This is a genomic window from Streptomyces sp. NPDC050856, from assembly GCF_040653855.1.
Taxonomy (GTDB): Bacteria; Actinomycetota; Actinomycetes; order Streptomycetales; family Streptomycetaceae; genus Streptomyces.
The window spans coordinates 89116-107413 of record NZ_JBFAGV010000012.1 but is presented as its reverse complement, the minus strand read 5'-3'; the positions used below and the strand labels follow the sequence as shown (position 1 = coordinate 107413).

General features: G+C 73.8%; 18 protein-coding genes and 1 pseudogene. 10 read left to right on the top strand and 9 right to left on the bottom strand.

The window, feature by feature from the left end; all coding sequences use genetic code 11:
• Positions 1-848: 848 nt before the first annotated feature.
• Positions 849-953 (top strand): annotated as a pseudogene (locus AB0H53_RS14040) (hypothetical protein); the annotation flags it as partial.
• Between the two features lie 587 nt (positions 954-1540).
• Here the strand turns inward: AB0H53_RS14040 and AB0H53_RS14035 are convergent.
• The 3 genes from AB0H53_RS14035 to AB0H53_RS14025 all read right to left on the bottom strand — a co-directional run bounded on the left by AB0H53_RS14035 (position 1541) and on the right by AB0H53_RS14025 (position 3099).
• Positions 1541-1855: a hypothetical protein gene (locus AB0H53_RS14035; protein WP_362111391.1), complete on the bottom strand. Its 315-nt coding sequence runs from the start codon at positions 1853-1855 to the stop codon at positions 1541-1543.
• Positions 1856-1946: 91 nt separating this feature from the next.
• Positions 1947-2720, bottom strand: coding sequence for a DUF2637 domain-containing protein (locus AB0H53_RS14030; RefSeq protein WP_362111579.1), 774 nt, complete (start codon positions 2718-2720; stop codon positions 1947-1949).
• Positions 2721-2871: 151 nt separating this feature from the next.
• Entirely contained in the window at positions 2872-3099 is a 228-nt protein-coding gene (locus tag AB0H53_RS14025; protein ID WP_362111388.1) for a hypothetical protein, read from the bottom strand.
• Between the two features lie 529 nt (positions 3100-3628).
• Between AB0H53_RS14025 and AB0H53_RS14020 the strand changes: the two genes are divergently transcribed.
• Entirely contained in the window at positions 3629-5029 is a 1401-nt protein-coding gene (locus AB0H53_RS14020; protein ID WP_362111385.1) for a hypothetical protein, read from the top strand.
• Positions 5030-5084: 55 nt separating this feature from the next.
• On the opposite strand, the gene AB0H53_RS14015 is transcribed toward AB0H53_RS14020, so the two are convergent.
• Positions 5085-6353 carry an ABC transporter substrate-binding protein gene (locus AB0H53_RS14015; protein WP_362111382.1) on the bottom strand — a complete coding sequence of 423 codons (1269 nt, stop codon included), beginning with the start codon at positions 6351-6353 and terminating at the stop codon, positions 5085-5087.
• A 169-nt stretch (positions 6354-6522) separates the two neighbouring features.
• Here AB0H53_RS14015 and AB0H53_RS14010 point away from each other — a divergent pair, with 169 nt between their 5' ends.
• Together AB0H53_RS14010 and purU are read left to right on the top strand one after the other, a co-directional pair.
• Entirely contained in the window at positions 6523-6969 is a 447-nt protein-coding gene (locus AB0H53_RS14010) for a hypothetical protein (protein WP_362111576.1), read from the top strand.
• Between the two features lie 46 nt (positions 6970-7015).
• Positions 7016-7867 carry a formyltetrahydrofolate deformylase gene (gene purU / locus AB0H53_RS14005; RefSeq protein WP_362111379.1) on the top strand — a complete coding sequence of 284 codons (852 nt, stop codon included), beginning with the start codon at positions 7016-7018 and terminating at the stop codon, positions 7865-7867.
• Positions 7868-7928: 61 nt separating this feature from the next.
• On the opposite strand, the gene AB0H53_RS14000 is transcribed toward purU, so the two are convergent.
• Complete coding sequence (locus AB0H53_RS14000) at positions 7929-9116, bottom strand: zf-HC2 domain-containing protein (RefSeq protein WP_362111573.1); 1188 nt, start codon at positions 9114-9116, stop codon at positions 7929-7931.
• Positions 9117-9208: 92 nt separating this feature from the next.
• Positions 9209-9793 carry a sigma-70 family RNA polymerase sigma factor gene (locus AB0H53_RS13995; protein ID WP_362111376.1) on the bottom strand — a complete coding sequence of 195 codons (585 nt, stop codon included), beginning with the start codon at positions 9791-9793 and terminating at the stop codon, positions 9209-9211.
• A 210-nt stretch (positions 9794-10003) separates the two neighbouring features.
• On the opposite strand from AB0H53_RS13995, the gene AB0H53_RS13990 reads away from it, so the two are divergent.
• The 3 genes from AB0H53_RS13990 (at position 10004) to AB0H53_RS13980 (ending at position 11699) form a co-directional block, all read left to right on the top strand.
• Complete coding sequence (locus tag AB0H53_RS13990) at positions 10004-10378, top strand: STAS domain-containing protein (protein WP_362111373.1); 375 nt, start codon at positions 10004-10006, stop codon at positions 10376-10378.
• Between the two features lie 35 nt (positions 10379-10413).
• The gene (locus AB0H53_RS13985; RefSeq protein ID WP_362111370.1) at positions 10414-10944 is read left to right on the top strand and encodes an EF-hand domain-containing protein; all 531 of its coding nucleotides are present in this window, start codon (positions 10414-10416) and stop codon (positions 10942-10944) included.
• Positions 10945-11204: 260 nt separating this feature from the next.
• Entirely contained in the window at positions 11205-11699 is a 495-nt protein-coding gene (locus tag AB0H53_RS13980; protein WP_362111367.1) for an ATP-binding protein, read from the top strand.
• A gap of 390 nt (positions 11700-12089) precedes the next feature.
• Here the strand turns inward: AB0H53_RS13980 and AB0H53_RS13975 are convergent, their stop codons facing one another.
• The 3 genes from AB0H53_RS13975 to AB0H53_RS13965 form a co-directional block, all read right to left on the bottom strand.
• Positions 12090-14306 carry an acetate--CoA ligase family protein gene (locus AB0H53_RS13975; protein ID WP_362111364.1) on the bottom strand — a complete coding sequence of 739 codons (2217 nt, stop codon included), beginning with the start codon at positions 14304-14306 and terminating at the stop codon, positions 12090-12092.
• A 67-nt stretch (positions 14307-14373) separates the two neighbouring features.
• Positions 14374-15552, bottom strand: a complete 1179-nt coding sequence (locus tag AB0H53_RS13970; RefSeq protein ID WP_362111361.1) for an NAD(P)/FAD-dependent oxidoreductase — start codon at positions 15550-15552, stop codon at positions 14374-14376.
• A gap of 97 nt (positions 15553-15649) precedes the next feature.
• Positions 15650-16060, bottom strand: a complete 411-nt coding sequence (locus AB0H53_RS13965) for a hypothetical protein (protein WP_362111358.1) — start codon at positions 16058-16060, stop codon at positions 15650-15652.
• Between the two features lie 81 nt (positions 16061-16141).
• Here AB0H53_RS13965 and AB0H53_RS13960 point away from each other — a divergent pair, with 81 nt between their 5' ends.
• The 3 genes from AB0H53_RS13960 to AB0H53_RS13950 all read left to right on the top strand — a co-directional run bounded on the left by AB0H53_RS13960 (position 16142) and on the right by AB0H53_RS13950 (position 18241).
• Entirely contained in the window at positions 16142-16960 is an 819-nt protein-coding gene (locus tag AB0H53_RS13960) for a helix-turn-helix transcriptional regulator (RefSeq protein ID WP_362111355.1), read from the top strand.
• Complete coding sequence (locus AB0H53_RS13955) at positions 16957-17220, top strand: DUF397 domain-containing protein (protein WP_362111352.1); 264 nt, start codon at positions 16957-16959, stop codon at positions 17218-17220. Before AB0H53_RS13960 ends, AB0H53_RS13955 begins: the two co-directional genes overlap by 4 nt.
• A gap of 133 nt (positions 17221-17353) precedes the next feature.
• Positions 17354-18241, top strand: coding sequence for a hypothetical protein (locus AB0H53_RS13950; protein WP_362111349.1), 888 nt, complete (start codon positions 17354-17356; stop codon positions 18239-18241).
• The last annotated feature ends 57 nt before the right edge of the window (positions 18242-18298 follow it).

Below are 18298 nucleotides of genomic sequence, written 5' to 3'. Positions count from 1 at the left end.
CAATACGGCAGTCTCCCACGTTGGCACGACGTATCAGCATTTTCCGCTCTACCTCGCTCTTCCTCGGTATTCCAACCTCACATTCGGCATTGTCCGCATAGTCGCCGGGCAGTGATCAGCGGACTGATCACCGCGGCACCAGGGGGTAGTCATGGCAGCGAGGCCACTCGTGGCCCGTCAGCCGAACGAACGGCTGCAGGCTCTCATCCAGGAAGCAGGTTGCTCCAACGCCGGGCTCGCCCGCCGCGTCAACATGGTCGGCGCCGAGCGCGGTCTCGACCTGCGGTACGACAAGACGTCGGTGGCGCGCTGGCTGCGCGGCCAGCAACCGCGCGGCCGGGCGCCCGGGATCATCGCCGAGGCGCTGGGCCGCAAGCTCGGACGGACCGTCACCATCGACGAGATCGGCATGGCCAACGGCAAGAACCTGGCGTCCGGCGTCGGGTTGCAGTTCTCGCCGACGGTGCTGGGCGCCATCGAGCAGGTCTGCGAGCTGTGGCGCAGCGACGTGGGCCGCCGGGACTTCCTGTCCGGTTCCACGGTGGCCGCCTCCGCGCTCGTGGAGCCCAGCCGGGACTGGCTGATCACCGGCGCGGACCCGCAGGTGGCGCGGCAGGCCGGGGCCCGGGTCGGCGCCTCCGACGTCGAGGCGGTACGGGCGATGACCGCCGCCCTGGTGGACCTGGACCACCGGTTCGGCAGCGGGCACGTACGGCCCGTGGTGGTGCACTACCTCAACAGCGTGGTGTCCGGGCTGCTGTCCGGTTCCTACCGCGAGGCGGTGGGGCGGCAACTGTTCGCCGCCGTCGCCCGGCTGACCGAACTCGCCGGGTACATGGCGGTGGACACCGGCCAGCCCGGCCTGGCGCAGCGGTACTACATCCAGGCGCTGCGGCTCGCGCAGGCGGCGGGTGACCGCGGCTACGGCGGGTACGTCCTGGCCGCGTCCATGAGCCACTTGGCGGCCCAGCTCGGCAACCCCCGGGAGATCGCCCAGTTGGCCAGGGCGGCGCAGGAAGGCACGCGGGGACACGTCACCCCGAGGACGGAGGCGATGTTCCTGGCGGCCGAGGCGCGGGGGCACGCGCTGCTCGGGGACGCGCGCGTGTGCCAGGAGGTGGCGGGCCGCGCGGTGGCCGCGCTGGACCGGGCCGACGCGGACTCGGGTGACGACCCGGCGTGGATCGCCCACTTCGACCACGCCTACCTCGCCGACGAACTCGCCCACTGCCACCGGGACCTGGGACAGGCGGACGCGGCGGCGCGGGCGGCCACCGACTCGGTCGACGGCCACCCCGAGTCGCGGGCGCGGCGCCGGGCGATCGGCCTGGTCCTGCTGGCGACCGCGCAGGTCCAGCAGCGAGAGGTGGAGCAGGCCTGCCACACCGGCACACGGGCGATGGAGCTCCTGGGCACCCTGCGCTCGTCGCGCGGCGCGGAGTACCTGGAGGACCTGCAACAGCGTCTGGAGCCCTACGCGAGCGAGGCGGCGGTGCGCGAGTTCGGCGCGCGCCTCGAACTGCAGGCCGCCTAGCGGCCGCTACAGGCCGGCCGGCGCGGGGCTCTCCCGGGGCGGGCGGGGGAGGGAGCAGTCGCACGTGTGGCCGGCCGTGGCCCCGTACCCGTCATACCCGTCGTACCTGTCGTACCTGTCGTACCCGGCGCAGCCGTCGTACCCGGCGCGCTGCGCGGCCGCGGCCGAGTGTGCCGCCAGCACGTCCTTGAAGTGCCGGTGGCGCCGCAGTTCGAGGTGGTCGGTGCGCCGCATCCGGCTGGTGGGCGGTGGGGCCAGAGCGGCCAGTGCGGTGCAGAGCGTGGCGACGACCAGGGAAATCCACAGCAGCGTGTCTGCCACAACAGTTCTCCTTTCTTGCTGGTCGGCGGAGGCGAGGGGCCGGCGGACCGGCCCCCCATGACACCCGCACAACGCAGTGGCATATGCCGGGTTACGGGGCTCCGCGGTAAGTGGAGCCATGAGGACCGGAGCCGTTCTCGGCGGCCGGTGGAGCGGTGCCCCCGGCGGCCGTCTTCGCCGGCCGCAGCCCGCCGGCCGGTGGCGCGGGGTTGCGGTGCCGGGGGTTGGACTGGCGCGGCGGCCTGGTCAGGGTGATCTGCCGGACGAGCTGCTGGAAGCAGGCCAGGGCCGCGAGCGAGGGCAGGGCCGCCGCCGCCGCGTCGGTGAAGGTCCGGGGCGCCTCGGCCACGCACAGCAGCATGGCGACGGTGGAGAAGAGCAGGACCACGGCCCAGGAGTGCACCGCCCGGCGCTGGTGCAGGGCCGCGCGCAGGATGGACAGGGAGGCGACCATCCACGGCCCGTAGACCAGCAGGGGCCACCAGCGGGCCGCGTCGTAGGGGGTGCGGGGCTCGGCGATGTGCCGCAGCGGGTCGTAGGTCACCATGCCGCCGAAGACACTGACCATGGACACGATGACGGCGGCGACCGCCGCGATCAGGAAACTGGTCGTCTGCAGCAGGTTCAGTACGGGTTTGCGAGCCGGTGCGCGGCGGTGCCCGGGGCCCGCGCTGCGCACCGGCGGCAGTTCGGCGGTGATCTGGGCGAGCCCGGCCAGGGAGTCGTCGACGGGCGGGGTGTCGGTGCTCTCGGCCGGCGGAAACGTCTCGGCAAGGAGGTGGGCCAGTTCCTCCGCCGGGTCCCAGGTGACGTCCAGGGGGTCGAGCGGGGGGAAGGGGCGCGGTGTGGCCGAGGGATGGAGCATCCCGTAGGCGCCGTACTCCCCGTACTCCCCGTACGTCCCGTAGTCCCCGTGGCTTCCGTACTCCCCGTACGTCCCGTACTCGGTCACCGGCTCCGGTTCCGGCCAGGCGGCGGGCGGGCGGGGGCCACCGCGGCTGTGACGGCCGCGTCCCTCATGCATGACAGCTCTGCCCGGTCCGCCCGGCCCGGTGCGCGCCGACGGGGTCCCCGGTGTGGGACAGTCTGTCGAAGTCGGCCTGGATCTCGCTCATCGCCGCCAGGAACTCCTCCAGGACCGAGGAGGAGTACCGCAGGTCGACGCGTCGGCCTCCGCGGTCCAGCGTGGCGCTCGCACCGGGCGCTACATAGGCGGAGCCGGGGGTGAAGATCCACCCTCCCATCCGGACCGCCCGGTCGCCGGCACGGGCGTCGGCGCCGGGAGCGCGCCGTGGACAGGGGGCGGGAACGCGTGCTGTTGTCATATTCCCTCCAACGCCGTGAGGGTTCGTCCCGGTGCGCGGCAATCGGGTGATGCCGTTGCGGCATTTGGGTGGTTGATCCAGGTCTTTAATCGGTTCTGCACGTGCCATGGGGTACGCGGGCACCCCGTCGCGCGCCGGGCGGAGCCGGCCCGGACACGGCCTCCGCGAGGAGCCCGCGAACCGGTGACCGCGCGGTCCGAGCAGGGACTTCACCCCAAGCGGAGGCAGCCCCCGGGCGACCGGCGGCGGCCTCGTGGACCTGGTCGCAGCGGCCGCCCCGGCGACGGTGTCCGGGGTGAACAACCGATTAACGGCAAGGGTGTTCACCGGCCGTAGAACAGCGTCCACGGAAGGGTTCTTGTTACTGCGCCCACACATGTGTGCGCCGGGCTCGGTGCACCCGGTAGCGTGAGCCGACGATTCCGTAGGTATAGACGTGGGAGTCCCGGTGACGCAGAGCGGACAGGGCCAGGAGCCGCACCATCCCGCGGCGCGGCCCGCGCACGAGGGTGTCGTGCTGCCCGCCGAGGGCGGCGAGACCTGGAGCGCGCAGGGCGCCGGACCGGCCGGTGGCCGCCCCTGGGACGGCCAGTGGGCCCCGCGGGGCGAGCAGTACCCGCAGCCGCAGCAGCCGGGCGAGTACTCCCCGCAGCAGCCGCCCCAGCCGGGCGGGTACCCGCAGCAGCCGCCCCAGGGGCAAGGGGTGTACCCGCAGCACCAGGCCGCGCCCCAGCCGGGCCCCTACCCGCAGCACCAGGCCGCGCCCCAGCCGGGCCCCTACCCGCAGCACCAGGCCGCGCCCCAGCCGGGCCCCTACCAGCAGCAGCCGTACGGGGCGCCCGCCGCCCAGCCGCTGCCGCCGGAGGCGCCCCGCGGGGCGGGCGACGCGGACGCCACGCGGTACCTGCCGCCCGTCGCACCGGGCGCCGGCCCGCTCCCGGCGGAGCACCCGGCCGAGTCCACGCAGTACCTCGGCACCCGGCCGGCCGCCGGCTCCGACGCGGACGCGACACAGTACATACCGCCCGTCGCGGCACAGCAGGGCTACGGCGTCCGGCCCGGCACGCCCGACGAGCGGCAGCCTCCGGCCGAGTTCGACAGCCTGTTCCGCGCGGAGTCGGGCGGCGCCACGCAGCACCTGCCCCGGTACGCCGACCCGGCGCCGTCCCCGCCGCGGCCCGAGCAGCCGCAGTACGAGCAGCGGCCCGCGCGCCGCTCCTCGAAGCTGCCGCTCATCGCCGGCGTCGTGGTCGGCTGCGCCGTCGTCGGTCTTGGCGCCGGCGCGCTGCTCAGCGCCGGTGGCGGTGAGGACACCGACGCCAGGAGCGAGAACACGAGTGTCGCCGCCGCCTCCTCGCCCGCCCCGGACGCCTCCACCCAGACCGCCGCCGACCCGGCCAGGACCCAGGCCGAGGCGCTGGACAGGCTGCTCGCCGAGAGCAACAACAGCCGTGACGCGGTCATCAGGTCCGTCGAGAGCATCAAGGCGTGCCAGAACCTCGACCAGGCCGCCGCCGATCTGCGCGGCGCGGCGGCACAGCGGCGCGGACTGGTGACGAAGCTTCAGGGGCTGTCCGTGGACAAGCTGCCGGACAACAGCGCGCTGAGCGCCGCGCTCACCAGGGCGTGGCAGGCGTCCGCTTCGGCGGACGACCACTACGCGGTGTGGGCGACCCAGGTGAAGGGCAAGAAGGGCTGCAAGGACGGGCACGCCCGTAACACCGGGCACACCGCCCAGGCCAACCGGGCCAGCGGCGAGGCGACGGCGGCCAAGCAGCAGGCGGCCGGCCTGTGGAACCGCATCGCCACCACCTACGGCCTGACGCCGCGCCAGCCGACGCAGCTCTGACCGGGGCGGCGTCGGCGCCGGGCCGGCCCGGGCCGCGCCGGCGGAGCCGGGCGGCTCACCGGACCGGAGCGGCGTGCAGCGCCGGTCCGGTGTCGACGAAACCGTCCCGCTGGGACAGCAGCCGCCCCTCGCGGACGACTTGGAACGTCACGTTCCGGTTCACTATGCGGGGGAAGCTCGGCGTGCCGAGCATGTCCTCGTAGCGCCAGCGCAGTGGGGGAGTGAGGCCGCCGGTGTCGACCCGCACGCCCCGGTCGAGGGCGTGCGACACCCGGATGGCGGTGATGTCGTCCCGGTGGAGCGACTCCACGGCCCGGCGCAGGACGGTGTACGCGATCCAGGTGGTCTGGACGCCCGCGTCGGCCGGGTCGATGCGGTTGTCGCCGAAGGCGTGCTCGCGGATCACCTTCTTCATGGTGTCCCAGCGGGCGTCGTCCGCGACCGGGTACCAGCCGGTGATGTACGCGCCCTCGAAGGGGCTGTTCGGCCCGCCGGTACGGTCCACGAGCGGCTGGTCCACGCTGCCGAGCACCGAGGAGACCTTGACGCTCCGGCCGTCGTCGGGCAGCCGGCGGAAGGAGTCGAAGAAGTTCGCGGTGCGCTCGCCGAGCGCGGCGGAGACGCAGCCGCCCTCCTCCCCGGCCCGCCGGCGGGCCTGCCGGGCCTCCTCGGTGTACTGCCCGGCGTCCTCGACGGCCTTGATGTCGGCGGCGGGGCGCCGGCCCCGGCCGGCCAGTCCGGCGTTGAGCAGGTGCGGCAGGTCGTCGCCGGTCACCGTGTCCGGCCGCACCAGGGAGACCTGCCGGCAGACGGCCGCCAGTTGCATGCCGTTGCCCGCCAGCAGCACCGGCTGGCCGCCGTTGACCGGGTAGGAGAGGTAACTGGTGAACTCGTCGGCCGAGACGCCGTACCCGCCGATGTAGGGGATGCCGGCGGCCTCCAGCGGCGCCATGAAGGCGCGGCCGTTCTGGCTGTACGAGCCGACGACGGCGACCGCGCCCTCGGCGACCGCGCGCCGGGCGCAGGCGGCGGCCCCGGCCGGTGTGTTGCGCTCGTTGCAGGTCAGCACGCGCAATGGGTGGCCGTCGATGCCGCCATCGGCGTTGACCCAGCGGGCGTACGCCTGCGCCATGGCCGGCATGCCGGGCATGTTGGTCGCCCGGGTGTCGTCGGGCGCCCAGGTCATCACCGTCAGGGGATCCCTGGCGCCCCCCGTGGCACCAGGGATCACGCCGCAGCCGACGAGGAGGCAGGCCGGGACGAGAGCCGTCGCGGCCCTGCGGAGGAGGGAGTAAGGGGAACGTCGCCTGCCGTTACCGGTCATGCTCCCGCACAATTCCGCCTCATGGGTAACGCGGCGGTGGGCACGGTTCAACGCTCGGTGACCCCGAGGTGAATTGCGGGGGGCGGCCGGGCCGCGCTGTGGGGGAACGTACGATCGAAACGTGTCCAGTTCCGTGAACTCTTCCCGTCGCGGCCGCCGCTCCTCCACCATGGGCGGCATGCCGCTCAATGACATGCCCTGGCGGCGCTGGCGCTGCAATGTGCGCTCGGCGCTGCACATGCTCTCCGACCCCGGGTTCCACCAGGAGTGCTGGCTGGCCGGCCGGGAGGGGTACGGGGACGTCACCGACGCCGTCTACCGGCTGGTCGAGGACACCTGGCTGGACAACTGGTCCGCCGAGAAGTACGTCGGGACGATATTCCGCGACTCGGGCGAGGCGGCGCTGGTCGACGTCGCCGTGCTGCGCGTCCTGCGGATCATGCACCAGGTCGGACCGGACGCTCCCGTCTCCGCCTACCTGGGCCACCACGGATGGCCGGAGGCCGTACGGGCGGCCCGTGACGCCCATGTCCGGCTGGCCGTCAACGACGGCGAGGACCCGGACACGCCGCCGCGCCCGCTGGACGTCCTGCGGATCATGACCCGGTCCGCCTGACGGACCGCCGGCGGGCGGACCGGGCGGAATATGGCATCCTGCGAGGATGACTGACCAGTACGTCCTCACGCTCTCCTGCCCGGACAAACAGGGCATCGTGCACGCCGTGTCGAGCTACCTCTTCATCACCGGCTGCAACATCGAGGACAGTCAGCAATTCGGGGACCGGGACACCGGCCTGTTCTTCATGCGGGTGCACTTCTCGGCCGAGGCACCGGTGACCGTGGACAAGCTGCGGGCCGGTTTCGCCGCCGTCGGGGACTCCTTCGGCATGGACTGGCAGATCCACCGCGCCGACGAGCGCATGCGGGTCGTGCTGATGGTGTCCAAGTTCGGGCACTGCCTGAACGACCTGCTCTTCCGGACCCGGATCGGCGCCCTGCCCGTCGACATCGTGGCGGTCGTCTCCAACCACACCGACTTCGCCGAGCTCGTCGCGTCGTACGACGTCCCCTTCCACCACATCCCGGTCACCAAGGACACCAAGGCGGCGGCCGAGGCGGAGCTGCTGGAGCTGGTGAGCGCGGAGAACGTCGAGCTGGTGGTGCTGGCGCGGTACATGCAGGTGCTCTCGGACGACCTGTGCAAGCAGTTGAGCGGCCGGATCATCAACATCCACCACTCCTTCCTGCCGAGCTTCAAGGGCGCCAAGCCGTACCACCAGGCGCACGCGCGCGGGGTGAAGCTGATCGGCGCGACCGCTCACTATGTGACGGCGGACCTCGACGAGGGCCCCATCATCGAGCAGGAGGTCGAGCGGGTGGGCCACGGCGTCACCCCGGAGCAGTTGGTGGCGGTCGGCCGCGACGTGGAGTGCCGGGCCCTGGCCCGCGCGGTGAAGTGGCACGCGGAACGCCGCATCCTGCTGAACGGCACGCGCACGATCGTCTTCCCGTAGCGCCCGGCCCCGGGCGCCCCGCGCGCCCTCGGGGCCACCGCCCGCCCCGCGTGTGGGGCGGCTAGAGGCGGCTGAGGGAGGCCGCCGCGAAGAGGACGTCCTTGATGGCCTCGCGGTCGCCGTCCTGGCCCGCCGCCGCTTCCTCCGGAGCGATGTGCCCCGCCACGAGCTGGCAGAACTCGACCCCGTCCATCGCCACTTGGGCGACCCTCCGGTCGGGCGAGCCGAGGGCGGCCGGGGAGTCCAGCGGGATGTACCAGTCGCCACCGCCCGAGCCCTCGACCTCCAGGTGGAGCGACCGGCCCGGGGAGCCGGCCGTGACCAGGTGGCGGGCCGGACCGGCGAGCCCGGCGCGGCGGCGCTGGGCGAGCGCGGCGGGCAGCAGCCGGGCGGCCAGGTCGACCATGCCGTGCAGATGGGCGCCGCTGGGCGGCTCGTACGGGTAGGCCACCGCGTTGGCGATGTCGTCGGCGTGCACCCAGCACTCGAAGGCCCGCTCCAGCAGTGAGTCGCGCAGGGGCAGGGCGAAGTCGCCGTACGAGACGGACAGCTCGGCCACGCCGCGCCCGGCGAAGGACACCGTGCGGATCAGGGTGTGGCTCTGATCGCGCCAGGGCCCGCGCACCGTCCGGGTGGGCGGATGCTGCGCCTCCCGCCAGTACGCCTCGGTGCGGTCGGCCGGCGCGACGGGCGCGGGCCCGCCCACCGGGTCGTCCAGGCCGAGGGAGGAGGCGACCAGGCCGTCCACCGCCAGCAGGTGGCCGATGACCCCGGCCACCGTGGTCCGCCGGGTCGCCGGCCGCTCGCCGTCGAACCACTTCAGCCGGACCGGGGCGTGCCACTCCGCCGCGCCGATGTCCCGCAGCAGCGCGTCGAGCCGGGCCGTCTCCGCGTCGTAGGGGCCGGCCCAGTCGGGCACCGGGACCCGGGCCGGGCGGCGGCCCAGGCAGTTCTCCAGCACCCGCGAGCGCAGCAGCGGGTCGAGGTCCAGGTCCCGCTCGTGGTGCAGCAGCCCGACCGCGTCGCGCAACCGCAGGGCCTCCTCCGCGCAGGGCGCGCACTCGGTCAGGTGATCCTCGACGGCGGCCGTCTCCTCGGTGGAGCAGGCGGCCAGGGCCCACGCCCCGAGCAGGGACTTCAGGACGCTGTGGGGCAACGACAACGGCACGGGCGGCAGCTCCGGTTCGGGCGCCGCGGGTAGCTGCGGCGGCGGGTCGTAGTCGTCGGCGGCTCGTCTGGGTCCCGGTATGCGCGGTACGCCGCGCACCTCGTCCCCGTCCCGCCCGTCGTCCCGTCCGCCGCCCCACCAGTCGTCCCGGCCGTTCCCGTCCAGCGGCCCGGTCACGGCGCGTTCCCGGGTCCGGGCGGCGGCGAGCCCTCCAGCGGCCTTGAGTGGGCGGTGGACAGCAGTTGCAGCCCGAGCCGCAGCCGCCGGCGCGCCTCGTCCTCGGTCACTCCCAGGTCGGCCGCGGTCTGGCGGTAGTCCCGGCGCTGGAAGTAGGCCAGTTCCAGCGCGGCCCGCAGCGGCGCGGGCATGGAGGTCACGATGTAGTCCGCCCGCGCGGCCACCGCCGCCCGGCGCACCTTCTGCTCCAGTTCCTCCGCGCTGCCCCCGCCGCGCTCCGCGTGCGCCGCCGTCTCGAGCTGGCGCAGCCGGTGCACGGCCTGGCTGCGGGCGAGCCTGGCGATCCAGGACCGCATGGAGCCCTCGCGCCGGGGGTCGTAGGCGTCCGGGTTCTCCCACACGTAGCCGAACACCTCGCGGGTGATCCGGTCGGCGGCCTCCTCGTCCTCCAGCACCCGGTGGGCCGTGTTGTGCACCAGCGAGGCGAACCGGTCGTAGAGCTCGCCGAGCGCGGCCGCCTCGCCGCGGGCCAGCCGCTGCTGCATCCGGCGGTCCCAGCGCGGTGGTGTGTCCTTCGCCATACGACAAGTCCTCCCGACCCGACTTCTTTCGAATGTAGTGGTCGGCACCGGCGACGCACTCCCCTTTGTCGCAAGTGCGCCCCCCGCACGCCGGGGGTGGTAAAGGGGGGAGCCGGCCGGGGCCCCATCGTGTTTCATGGGGTGAGGGGTGGGGCAGCTGCGACAGGAACGACTGCCTCCGGTTGTATCGGTCGACGAAGGGTGCGGCGCGTGACGCTCACGGTGGACGAAGTCGAGCACGGCACCTGGACGGTGCTGCGGGTCCGGGGTGAACTGGACCTGGTCTCCTCGTCCGTCGTCCGGCGGCGCGTCCACGACGCGGTGGCCGAGGGCCGCCACGACGTGGTGCTCGACCTGTCGGAGGTGTTCTTCTGCGACTCCAGCGGGGTGGGGGTGCTGATCGCCTCCCGCCGGCTGCTGCACTCCTGCCGGGGCCGGCTGCGGCTGGTCCTGCCGGCCCGGGGGTCCGAGGAGGGCTCGCACGTCAACCGGGTGCTGGCCGCGCTGGGCGTGCGCCGGCTCTTCGAGGTGTACGCGGACGTCGAGTCGGCGACCGCTGAGCGGGCCGAGCCGCTGTCCGCGTGATGACCGCGCCCGGTCCACGTCGTACCCTCCCGGGCATGGACGCACAACAGTTGTACCAGCACAGGGTCACCTCCCGGTTCGCCGCCTTCGACCAGGACGGCAACGGCTACATCTCCCGGGAAGACTTCACGACCGCGGCCGGCCGGCTGCTGGAGGAGTTCGGCACGCCGTTCCGCTCGGACCGGGGCCAGGCGCTGGCCGGCGGCGCCGAGGCGTTCTGGCAGGGCCTCGCGGGCATCGCGGACGTGGACGGCGACCAGCGGGTCAGCCGGGCCGAGTTCGCCAACGGCGCGGTGAAGCGGCTGCGTGACAGCCCGGACCGGTTCGCCGAGATCGCCCGCCCCTTCGTGCGCGCCGCGCTCGCCGTCGCCGACCAGGAGGGCGCGGGCCGGGTCGGCACCGCCGAGCTGGAACGGGCGCTGGTGGCCCTGGGCGTCGACGCGGACAGCGCGTCGCTCGCGGCCGACGCGCTGGACGTCGACCGGACCGGCCGGGTGGGCGAGGAGGAGGCGGTGGGCGCTCTCGCCCGGTACTTCGTCACCCGCGAGACCCACCCCGGCGAGTAGCGCCCGCGCCCCGTGGGACGCGCGCGGGTGCCGGGCGGAGCGGTACGGCTGTTCGTCTCTGTTCGACTACCCGCGGTGCGCGTCGCACAGTATGCAGGACGCGTACTCCTTCGCGCTGGAATATGCCCGAAGCGCTTGTTGCGGTGACTGTACGTCAACCATGCTGGCCCACAAGGAAATCACGTTCAGTGACGGCTGTTGCGACTGTTGTCACTGTGAGGCGCGAGGCGATGTGTCCGCCGGTATGGATGGTGTGAGCGGTGCAGGTGCTTCAGGTTCAGTTGGAGATCGACCCCGACCCGGCCGAGGTCGGAAGGGCGCGGAGATGGGCGCGGTCGCGCCTCGCCGGGTCCGGGATAGGGGAGGACGAGCCGCTGGCCGAGACGCTGGTGCTGCTCATCTCCGAACTCGTCACCAACGCCGTGGTGCACACCGGCTGTCCGGCCGTGCTGCGCATGCTCTTCGGGGCGGGCGCGGCGGAGGCCGGGACGGTACGGGTGGAGGTGGCGGATGTCAGCGCCCGGCCACCGCGGCAGCGGCACGCCGACGGCGACGACACCCACGGCCGGGGCCTGGAGCTGGTGGACGGGCTCGCCGACCGGTGGGGCTGGCAGGCCGAAGGCGCCGGCAAGCGGATCTGGTGCGAGGTGGACCGGGGCGCGCCGGCCGTGGGCGGGATGCGTGACCCGGGAGCGATGGGCCTGAGGCCCCGCGTCCTGGACGATCCGTCACGCACAGTCACTCATACCGCTTGACGAGTGGAATTCCCGGGAGTCGTTGACGGGTGGTGCCCGGCTGATGACCCTGGGATGAGCGATTCGCGGCGAGGGGACGCCGAGGGCCCGGGGCCCTCGGCGAGTGCGGGTCGCGGCCGGCGGAGGCTTGCCGGCCCTTCGGGGCGCGGGAAGCACCACAGGGGCGCCGGAGCCGGGTGGCGGTCGCCGTGCCGGGCTCGGGGCGCGCATGCGCGCATGCGCGCACCGCCACCCGTGAACAGCGGTCTCCGCGCCGGGCGGCCACGCCGGGCGGCGGGCCCGGGCAGCCGCCCGGCGCCGCGTCCCGGGACGCGGCAGGGCCGCAGCCCCACCGGCGCCGACGGGACGGCGAGCGCGCCCGGATCCAGGCGGGTGAGCGCGTCGGCGGGTTCAGCGGCAGACGGCCAGCGCGTCCAGGGCCATCGCGCCCTGCCCGCGCTCCAGCACCATCAGTGGGTCGATGGCCAGCTCCGCCAGCTCGCCGCCCAGTTCCAGCGCCATCCGCTGCACCCGCAGCACCACTTCGACCAGCGCGTCCACATCCTTGGGGCGCGCGCCCCGTACCCCGTCCAGCAGGGTCCGCGCGGGCAGTTCGCCGAGCATCGCCCGCGCCTGCTCCGCACCGAACGGCGGCACCCGCACCGCCGTGTCGGGCAGGACCTCGGCGAGCGCGCCACCCAGCCCCACCGTCACCGTGGGACCGAACAGCGGATCGTGCCTGACGCCCACGGCGGTCTCGACACCCCGCTCGACCATCTGGCAGACCAGTACGCCCTCCAGGCCGATGCCCTCGTAGCGGGCGATCTCGATCAGCTCCCGGTAGGTGTCCCTGACCTGGCCCGCCGACGTGAGCCCGACCTTCACCAGGCCCAGTTCGGTCTTGTGGGGCGGCTGCGGGGCGGACACCTTCATCACGACCGGATACCCGACCAGCCCCGCGGCCCGGACGGCCGCCGCCGCGCTGGTCACCAACTGCTCGCGCGGTACGCGGATGCCGTACGCCCGCAGCAGCTGCTTCGCCGCGTGCTCGCTCAGGCGATGGCCCGGGTGGAGCAGGGCCCGCGCCTTGCGGTACGAGGGGGACGGCGTGCGGGGCGCCTCGTCGAAGGGGGAGCGGTAGGCGGCGGTGAACCGGTGGTGGTCCAGGTACGCCCGGACGGCGGTGACGCAGTTGCCGGCCGTGCGGAAGGTGGCCACCCGCGACGAGCCCAGCAGCGTCTCGCGGTAGGCCGGTTCCGTGCCGAGCGGCGATTCCCACACCGCGCACACCAGCTTGTCCGTGGTCCGGGCGGCCGCCACCAGGTCCCGGGCCGGTCCCTCGCCCCCGGCCGGAGAGGCCCCGCCGACCGGGCAGATCAGCACCCCGACGGCGGGGTCGGCCAGGATCGTGTCGATGATCCGCCGGTGGTGCCGGTCGCCGTCCGGCCCGGCACCGCCGTCGACCGGGTTGGCCACCCCCAGGTGTCCGGGTATCCACCGGCGCAGCTCGTCCTGCCGGGACCGCGCCAGCGCCGGCAGCGCCAGCCCGGCCGCGGCCGCCAGGTCCGCGACGTGCGCGCCCGTGCCGCCCGCCGGCGCGTACACCGCCACGCCCTCGGCGACCGGCCCGCGTGCCCGGGCCAGCAGGGCGGCGGTGTCGCCGAGCTGGTCGAGCGCGGTCACCTGGACGACGCCGTACTGCCGCATGGCCGCGTCCACCACCTGGTCCGCGCCGGCCGGACCGCCGGCGGTGGCGGGGCCGGTCCCGGTCGCGGTGCGGCCGGCCCGCACGGCGACGACCGGCACGCCCCGGCGGGCCGCGCGGTCGGCCGCCAGCAGGAAGGAGCGGCCGTCCCCGATCCCCTCCAGGTAGCAGGCGATGGCCCCGACCTCGGGGCGCTCGGTGAAGTACGCGATGAGGTCGGCGGCCCCCAGGTCGGCCCCGTCGCCGGTGCACGCCCAGTGGGAGAGGCGCACGCCCAGCTCCTGGAGGGTGTGCACGGACCGGCCCTGGAGCGCCGTGCGGGTGATCAGCGCGATGGCGGGGCCGTCGAGGTCGTCCCGGATCTCCGCGAAGACGCCGAGGCCGCCACCGGGGCCGAGCAGTCGCGGTCCGGGCCGCCCGGCGGCCGCCGCGGACCCGTCGCGGGCGGCGGCGCCCGCCTCGCCCGGCCCGGTGGCCCCGGACGCGAGGGCGACGGCGAAACCGGCCTTGGCGGCGGCCAGTTCGCCGATGACGGTGAGCGGATCGCCACCCAGGATCACGGCCACGTCGACCGGCTCGGGCAGGTCCGCCACGGTGGGGACGCAGGGCACCCCGAACACCGACGGGCGGGCCGGGCCCACGGGGTACGGGCGGGCGCCGACCCGCTCGGCCCACCGCAGCAGCGACCGGGTGAGCGCCGCGTCGGGGTGGCCCTCGGTGTCGGACGCCCCCACCACGGCGACGGACCCGGGCCGGAAGAGCCGGTCCAGCTCGGGCACGGGGGCGTACAGCGGGCGACCGCTGACGTCGAGGTCGCCCTCGGCCGCGGTGACGCCGTGGACGGTGCTCCCGGGGGCCCGCCCGCAGGCCACCACCCGGGCGCCGGGACCGGTGGTGAAGGTGCCGTGGGTAGATCCAAGCATCGTTCCGCCGCTCCTGCCCGTCGCCAACAAGATTGACGCGGCGTCAGGTTACCGAGCGGAAGGCGGGTCAGGAAGGGTGCCGGGAGGCCACGGCCTTGGCGATCTTCCTGGCGTCGATGGCTAGTTCGCGGAGCGTGCCGCTGATCGGGGTGGTGAAGCCGGTGAAGTACAGACCCGGCGCACACGCGTGGGTGCGGGGCCCGTGGGCCACCGGGCGGCCCGCGTCGTCCAGCACGCCCAAGTGCCCCACCAGACCCTCCAGCGCACGCCGGTACCCCGTCGCGGCGATCACCGCGTCCGGCGCGAGCCTGGTGCCGTCCGCCAGGACGACCTTGCCGTCCTCGAAGGACTCGACCGCGGCCACCGGCTCGACCCGGCCGCGCCGGACCGCGTCGATCAGTCCGACGTCCTGCACCGGGATCGCGCCCTGGCGCACCCGCGAGTACAGGCCGGTGTCCGGGCGCGGCAGGCCGTGGGCCGACAGGTCGGGCACCGACAGCCGGCACATCACCGCGGCGACGGCGTCCACCAGGCGCACCGGCAGCCGGCGCACCAGGATGCCGGTGGCCTGCGCGGGCCAGCCCGCCGTCGAGCGGCGCACGATGTGCGGCACCGTGCGGACGGCCAGCCGCACCCGGGCGGCACCGCCCTCGGCCAGGTCCACCGCGATCTCGGCGCCCGTGTTGCCGGTGCCCACGACCAGGACGTCCTTGCCCGCGTAGGGGGCGGCGTCCCGGTACTCGGCGGCGTGCCGCACCTCGCCGCCGTACGCGGCGCCGTACGCGGCGAGGCCCGGCCAGTCGGGTATGTACGGCGTGTGGTTGTGCCCCGTGGCCACGACCACCGCCCGCCCGGTCAGCCGCCGCCCGCCCGTGCCGTGCAGCAGCCAGCCGCCGCCGTCCACCGCGTCGACCCGGGTGACCTCGACGCCCGTGACGACGTCCAGGTCGTGCACCTCGGCGTACTTCTCCAGGTACCGCACGACGTCGTCGCGCGCCACCCACCGCCCGAAGGAGCGCGGCATCCTGAGGCCCGGCAGCGCGGACAGCCGCCGGGTGGTGTGCAGGTGGAGCCGGTCGTAGTGGCCGCGCCAGGAGGCCCCGACGGCGGCGGACCTCTCCAGGACGACGGTCCGCACGCCACGCTCGCGCAGGGCGGCGGCGACGGCGAGACCACCGGGGCCGCCGCCGATGACGTAGACGGGGAGAACCGGTTCGCGGGGGGTGTCAGCACTGAATGCGGGCATGAGTGCTGAGCGTAATGACATGCTCACTTAATGGGTCGCGGTCAAGGAGGGAATCGGTTGCGAATCGGTCACGACACCCCGTCGCCCGGTCCGCCCCTCACTCCTCCGGAGGCCGGCAGAGCTGCGCGGTGACCACCGCGTGCAGCAGTCCGGGGTCCACGAACTCGCCCTCCACGGGCGGTCCGCAGCGCCACGACAGCGGATAGGTGTTGCCGTGCGCGGCCGGGATGCCGACGTACTGGTCCCGCGCGCACGGTCCGAAGCACCTCGCCCCGGGCGGCCAGGTGTGCTCCTTGCTGCTGCCGGGCGGAATCAGGAAGTACGTCCAGCGCCCGCCGGCCACCTCGCGCACGACGGGGCCCGGCCGCCCGTCCGTGGCGTCGGCGAGGTGGTGCAGCACGGCCTCGCCCCGGACGCCGCGTACCCGGATGGCGTCGAAGTGGATGCCGGCGAGGCGGAGTTGCAGACCGTTGGCCGGTACCCAATCGGGGAGTCTTTCGTTCGTCATGGCTACGAGGATCGGGCCGGATGCGTAGCGTCACCAGAGGGACACGATCCACTTCGGGGCGGTGTGGGAAGGACGGTGGCGGTGGTGGGATCGAGTGGTGAGCCCTCGCCGGCGCGCAGGCACGTGGGCGAGCTGGTCAAGAAGTTCCGCACGCTGGCGGACCTGACGCAGAAGGACCTCGCGGACCGGCTGCTGATGTCGGAGTCGCTGGTGGGCGCGTACGAGCGGGCGGAACGCATCCCGACGACGGCGTTCCTCGTCGACGCGGACGCGGCGCTGGGCGCGCAGGGGGTGCTGCGGTCGTGCGTGGAGCTGATGGAGGAGGAGAAGTACTCGCCGAAGTTCCTGAACTGGAAGCGCACGGAGGCGGACGCGGCGAGCATCAGCGCGTACGAGTGCATGGTCGTGCCGGGGTTGCTGCAGACCCCGGCCTACGTGCGGGCGCTGTACGAGACCCGGGTGCCGATGTGTGAGCCGGACGAGACCGAGCGGCATGTGCAGGCGCGGCTCGAACGACAGGAGGTGCTGGACCGCAGGCCGAAGCCGATCGTGAGTTACGTGGTCGAGGAGTCGGCGTTTCAGCGACCGATCGGCGGTGAGCCGGTGCTCAAGGAACAGCTCCTGTATGTGCTGGAGTCGGTCAGGGCCAGGAACCACCTGACGGTGCAGGTCATGCCGACGCAGCGGTCGGTGCACGCGGGGCTCATGGGGTCGTTGAAACTGCTGAGTACCCGGGAAGGGCGGAATCTGGGGTACACGGAGGGCCAGGGCGGGGATACGTTGATCTCGAAACCCGAAGAGGTCAACCAGCTCATCGACCTCTTCGGCGCGCTGCGGGCCCAGGCGCTCACGCCCTGGGAGTCCGTGGAACTGATCGAGAGGATGGCGGCGAAGCTATGAACCCCGGCCTGGTCTGGTTCAAGAGCAGTTACAGCGGTAACACGGGCGGCGAGTGCGTCGAAGTCGCCTACGACTGGCGCAAGTCCAGCTACAGCGCCAACGAGGGCGACGCGTGCGTCGAGGTCGCCGCCTGCCCGCACTCCGTGCACGTCCGTGACTCCAAGGTCCCCGACGGTCCCGCCCTCGCCGTCACCCCGGGCGCCTGGGGCGCGTTCCTGGAGTCGTGCGCGAAGGTCCAGGTCCTCGTCACGCGGCTGTGACATGGAGCGGATGGCTCCAGAACACAAGATCCATAACGTTGTCCGTGCAGCCCGCCAGGCTCGACGGACATCACCGAACAAGCGGACAGGCGGCTGCTCCTCCTCGTCCCACGCCATCCGTTCAGGAGCCGTCATGCGTACCGCCCTTCGCGCCACCGCCCTCCGTGCCACCGTCGTCTCCGCCGCCGCCCTCGTCGGTGTCACCGCGTCGGCCACCGGCGCCTCCGCCACCACCACGGGGAACGCCACTCCCGCGCGGGTGGTGATCGCGGAGAACTGCGTGGTGAGCCAGACCGTGCCCTCGGTCTTCGGCGGCTGGAAGGTCACGCTCACCAACAGCGCGCACACCGGTGCCACGGCACAGCTCAGGGACGAGAAGGGCCGGTCCGTCGCGAAGGTGGACCAGTACCGGACGGTGGACACCTCGGTCGGCCTGAAGGTCACCGGCGTGATCTCCTCCGCGCCGGTCTTCCACCAGCGCAGCCAGGGCGGCGACATGCCCTGGACGCCGACGGCGTTCCCGAAGCTGCCCGCCGCCTGCAACGTCAGCGGCACCCTGGTCGGCACCACCTCCCTGCCGGGCGGGCTGACGCAGAAGACGTACAAGGTCGCCAAGCACGACTACCAGGCCCGTCTCTTCCAGGGCGCGTACCTGGTCGGCCACCTCCGCCCCGCCGCCGGCAGCTACGAGGACGTCCGGCGCGTCGGAAACCGCTACGTCACGCTGGACCGCATGGGCTACAGCCTGACCTGGACCGGCACCACCACCACGAGCGCCACGCCCGGCCGCTACAAGCTGTCCAACGGCACGCTCATCAAGCTGACCAGGGACAACGGCCTCTACGGCATCCGCGTGACCACCCCCAAGGGCACCTGGGGCCCGACCACGTACTACGCCAAGGGCAAGTCCCTGCTGGTGCAGGAGGGCAACGCGATGGTCGTCCTGAACGCGAACGGGACCCTTGGCGCCTACGTGCACGGCGCCGCCCGCCAGACCGCCCCGGTCCGCATCGGCGCCTGACCGGCCCCGGAGCACCGCCCCGGCCCTCCGCCGCCCCCGCCATCCGGGGCCGGCGGG

Bases quoted from the DNA above. Each gene is read 5' to 3' on its own strand.
- AB0H53_RS14030 (WP_362111579.1), bottom strand. From the start codon at position 2,720: ATGCTCCATCCCTCGGCCACACCGCGCCCCTTCCCCCCGCTCGACCCC.
- AB0H53_RS14025 (WP_362111388.1), bottom strand. From the start codon at position 3,099: ATGGGAGGGTGGATCTTCACCCCCGGCTCCGCCTATGTAGCGCCCGGT.
- AB0H53_RS14015 (WP_362111382.1), bottom strand. From the start codon at position 6,353: ATGACCGGTAACGGCAGGCGACGTTCCCCTTACTCCCTCCTCCGCAGG.
- AB0H53_RS14010 (WP_362111576.1), top strand. From the start codon at position 6,523: ATGGGCGGCATGCCGCTCAATGACATGCCCTGGCGGCGCTGGCGCTGC.
- purU (WP_362111379.1), top strand. From the start codon at position 7,016: ATGACTGACCAGTACGTCCTCACGCTCTCCTGCCCGGACAAACAGGGC.
- AB0H53_RS13995 (WP_362111376.1), bottom strand. From the start codon at position 9,793: ATGGCGAAGGACACACCACCGCGCTGGGACCGCCGGATGCAGCAGCGG.
- AB0H53_RS13985 (WP_362111370.1), top strand. From the start codon at position 10,414: ATGGACGCACAACAGTTGTACCAGCACAGGGTCACCTCCCGGTTCGCC.
- AB0H53_RS13975 (WP_362111364.1), bottom strand. From the start codon at position 14,306: ATGCTTGGATCTACCCACGGCACCTTCACCACCGGTCCCGGCGCCCGG.
- AB0H53_RS13970 (WP_362111361.1), bottom strand. From the start codon at position 15,552: ATGCCCGCATTCAGTGCTGACACCCCCCGCGAACCGGTTCTCCCCGTC.
- AB0H53_RS13965 (WP_362111358.1), bottom strand. From the start codon at position 16,060: ATGACGAACGAAAGACTCCCCGATTGGGTACCGGCCAACGGTCTGCAA.
- AB0H53_RS13955 (WP_362111352.1), top strand. From the start codon at position 16,957: ATGAACCCCGGCCTGGTCTGGTTCAAGAGCAGTTACAGCGGTAACACG.
- AB0H53_RS13950 (WP_362111349.1), top strand. From the start codon at position 17,354: ATGCGTACCGCCCTTCGCGCCACCGCCCTCCGTGCCACCGTCGTCTCC.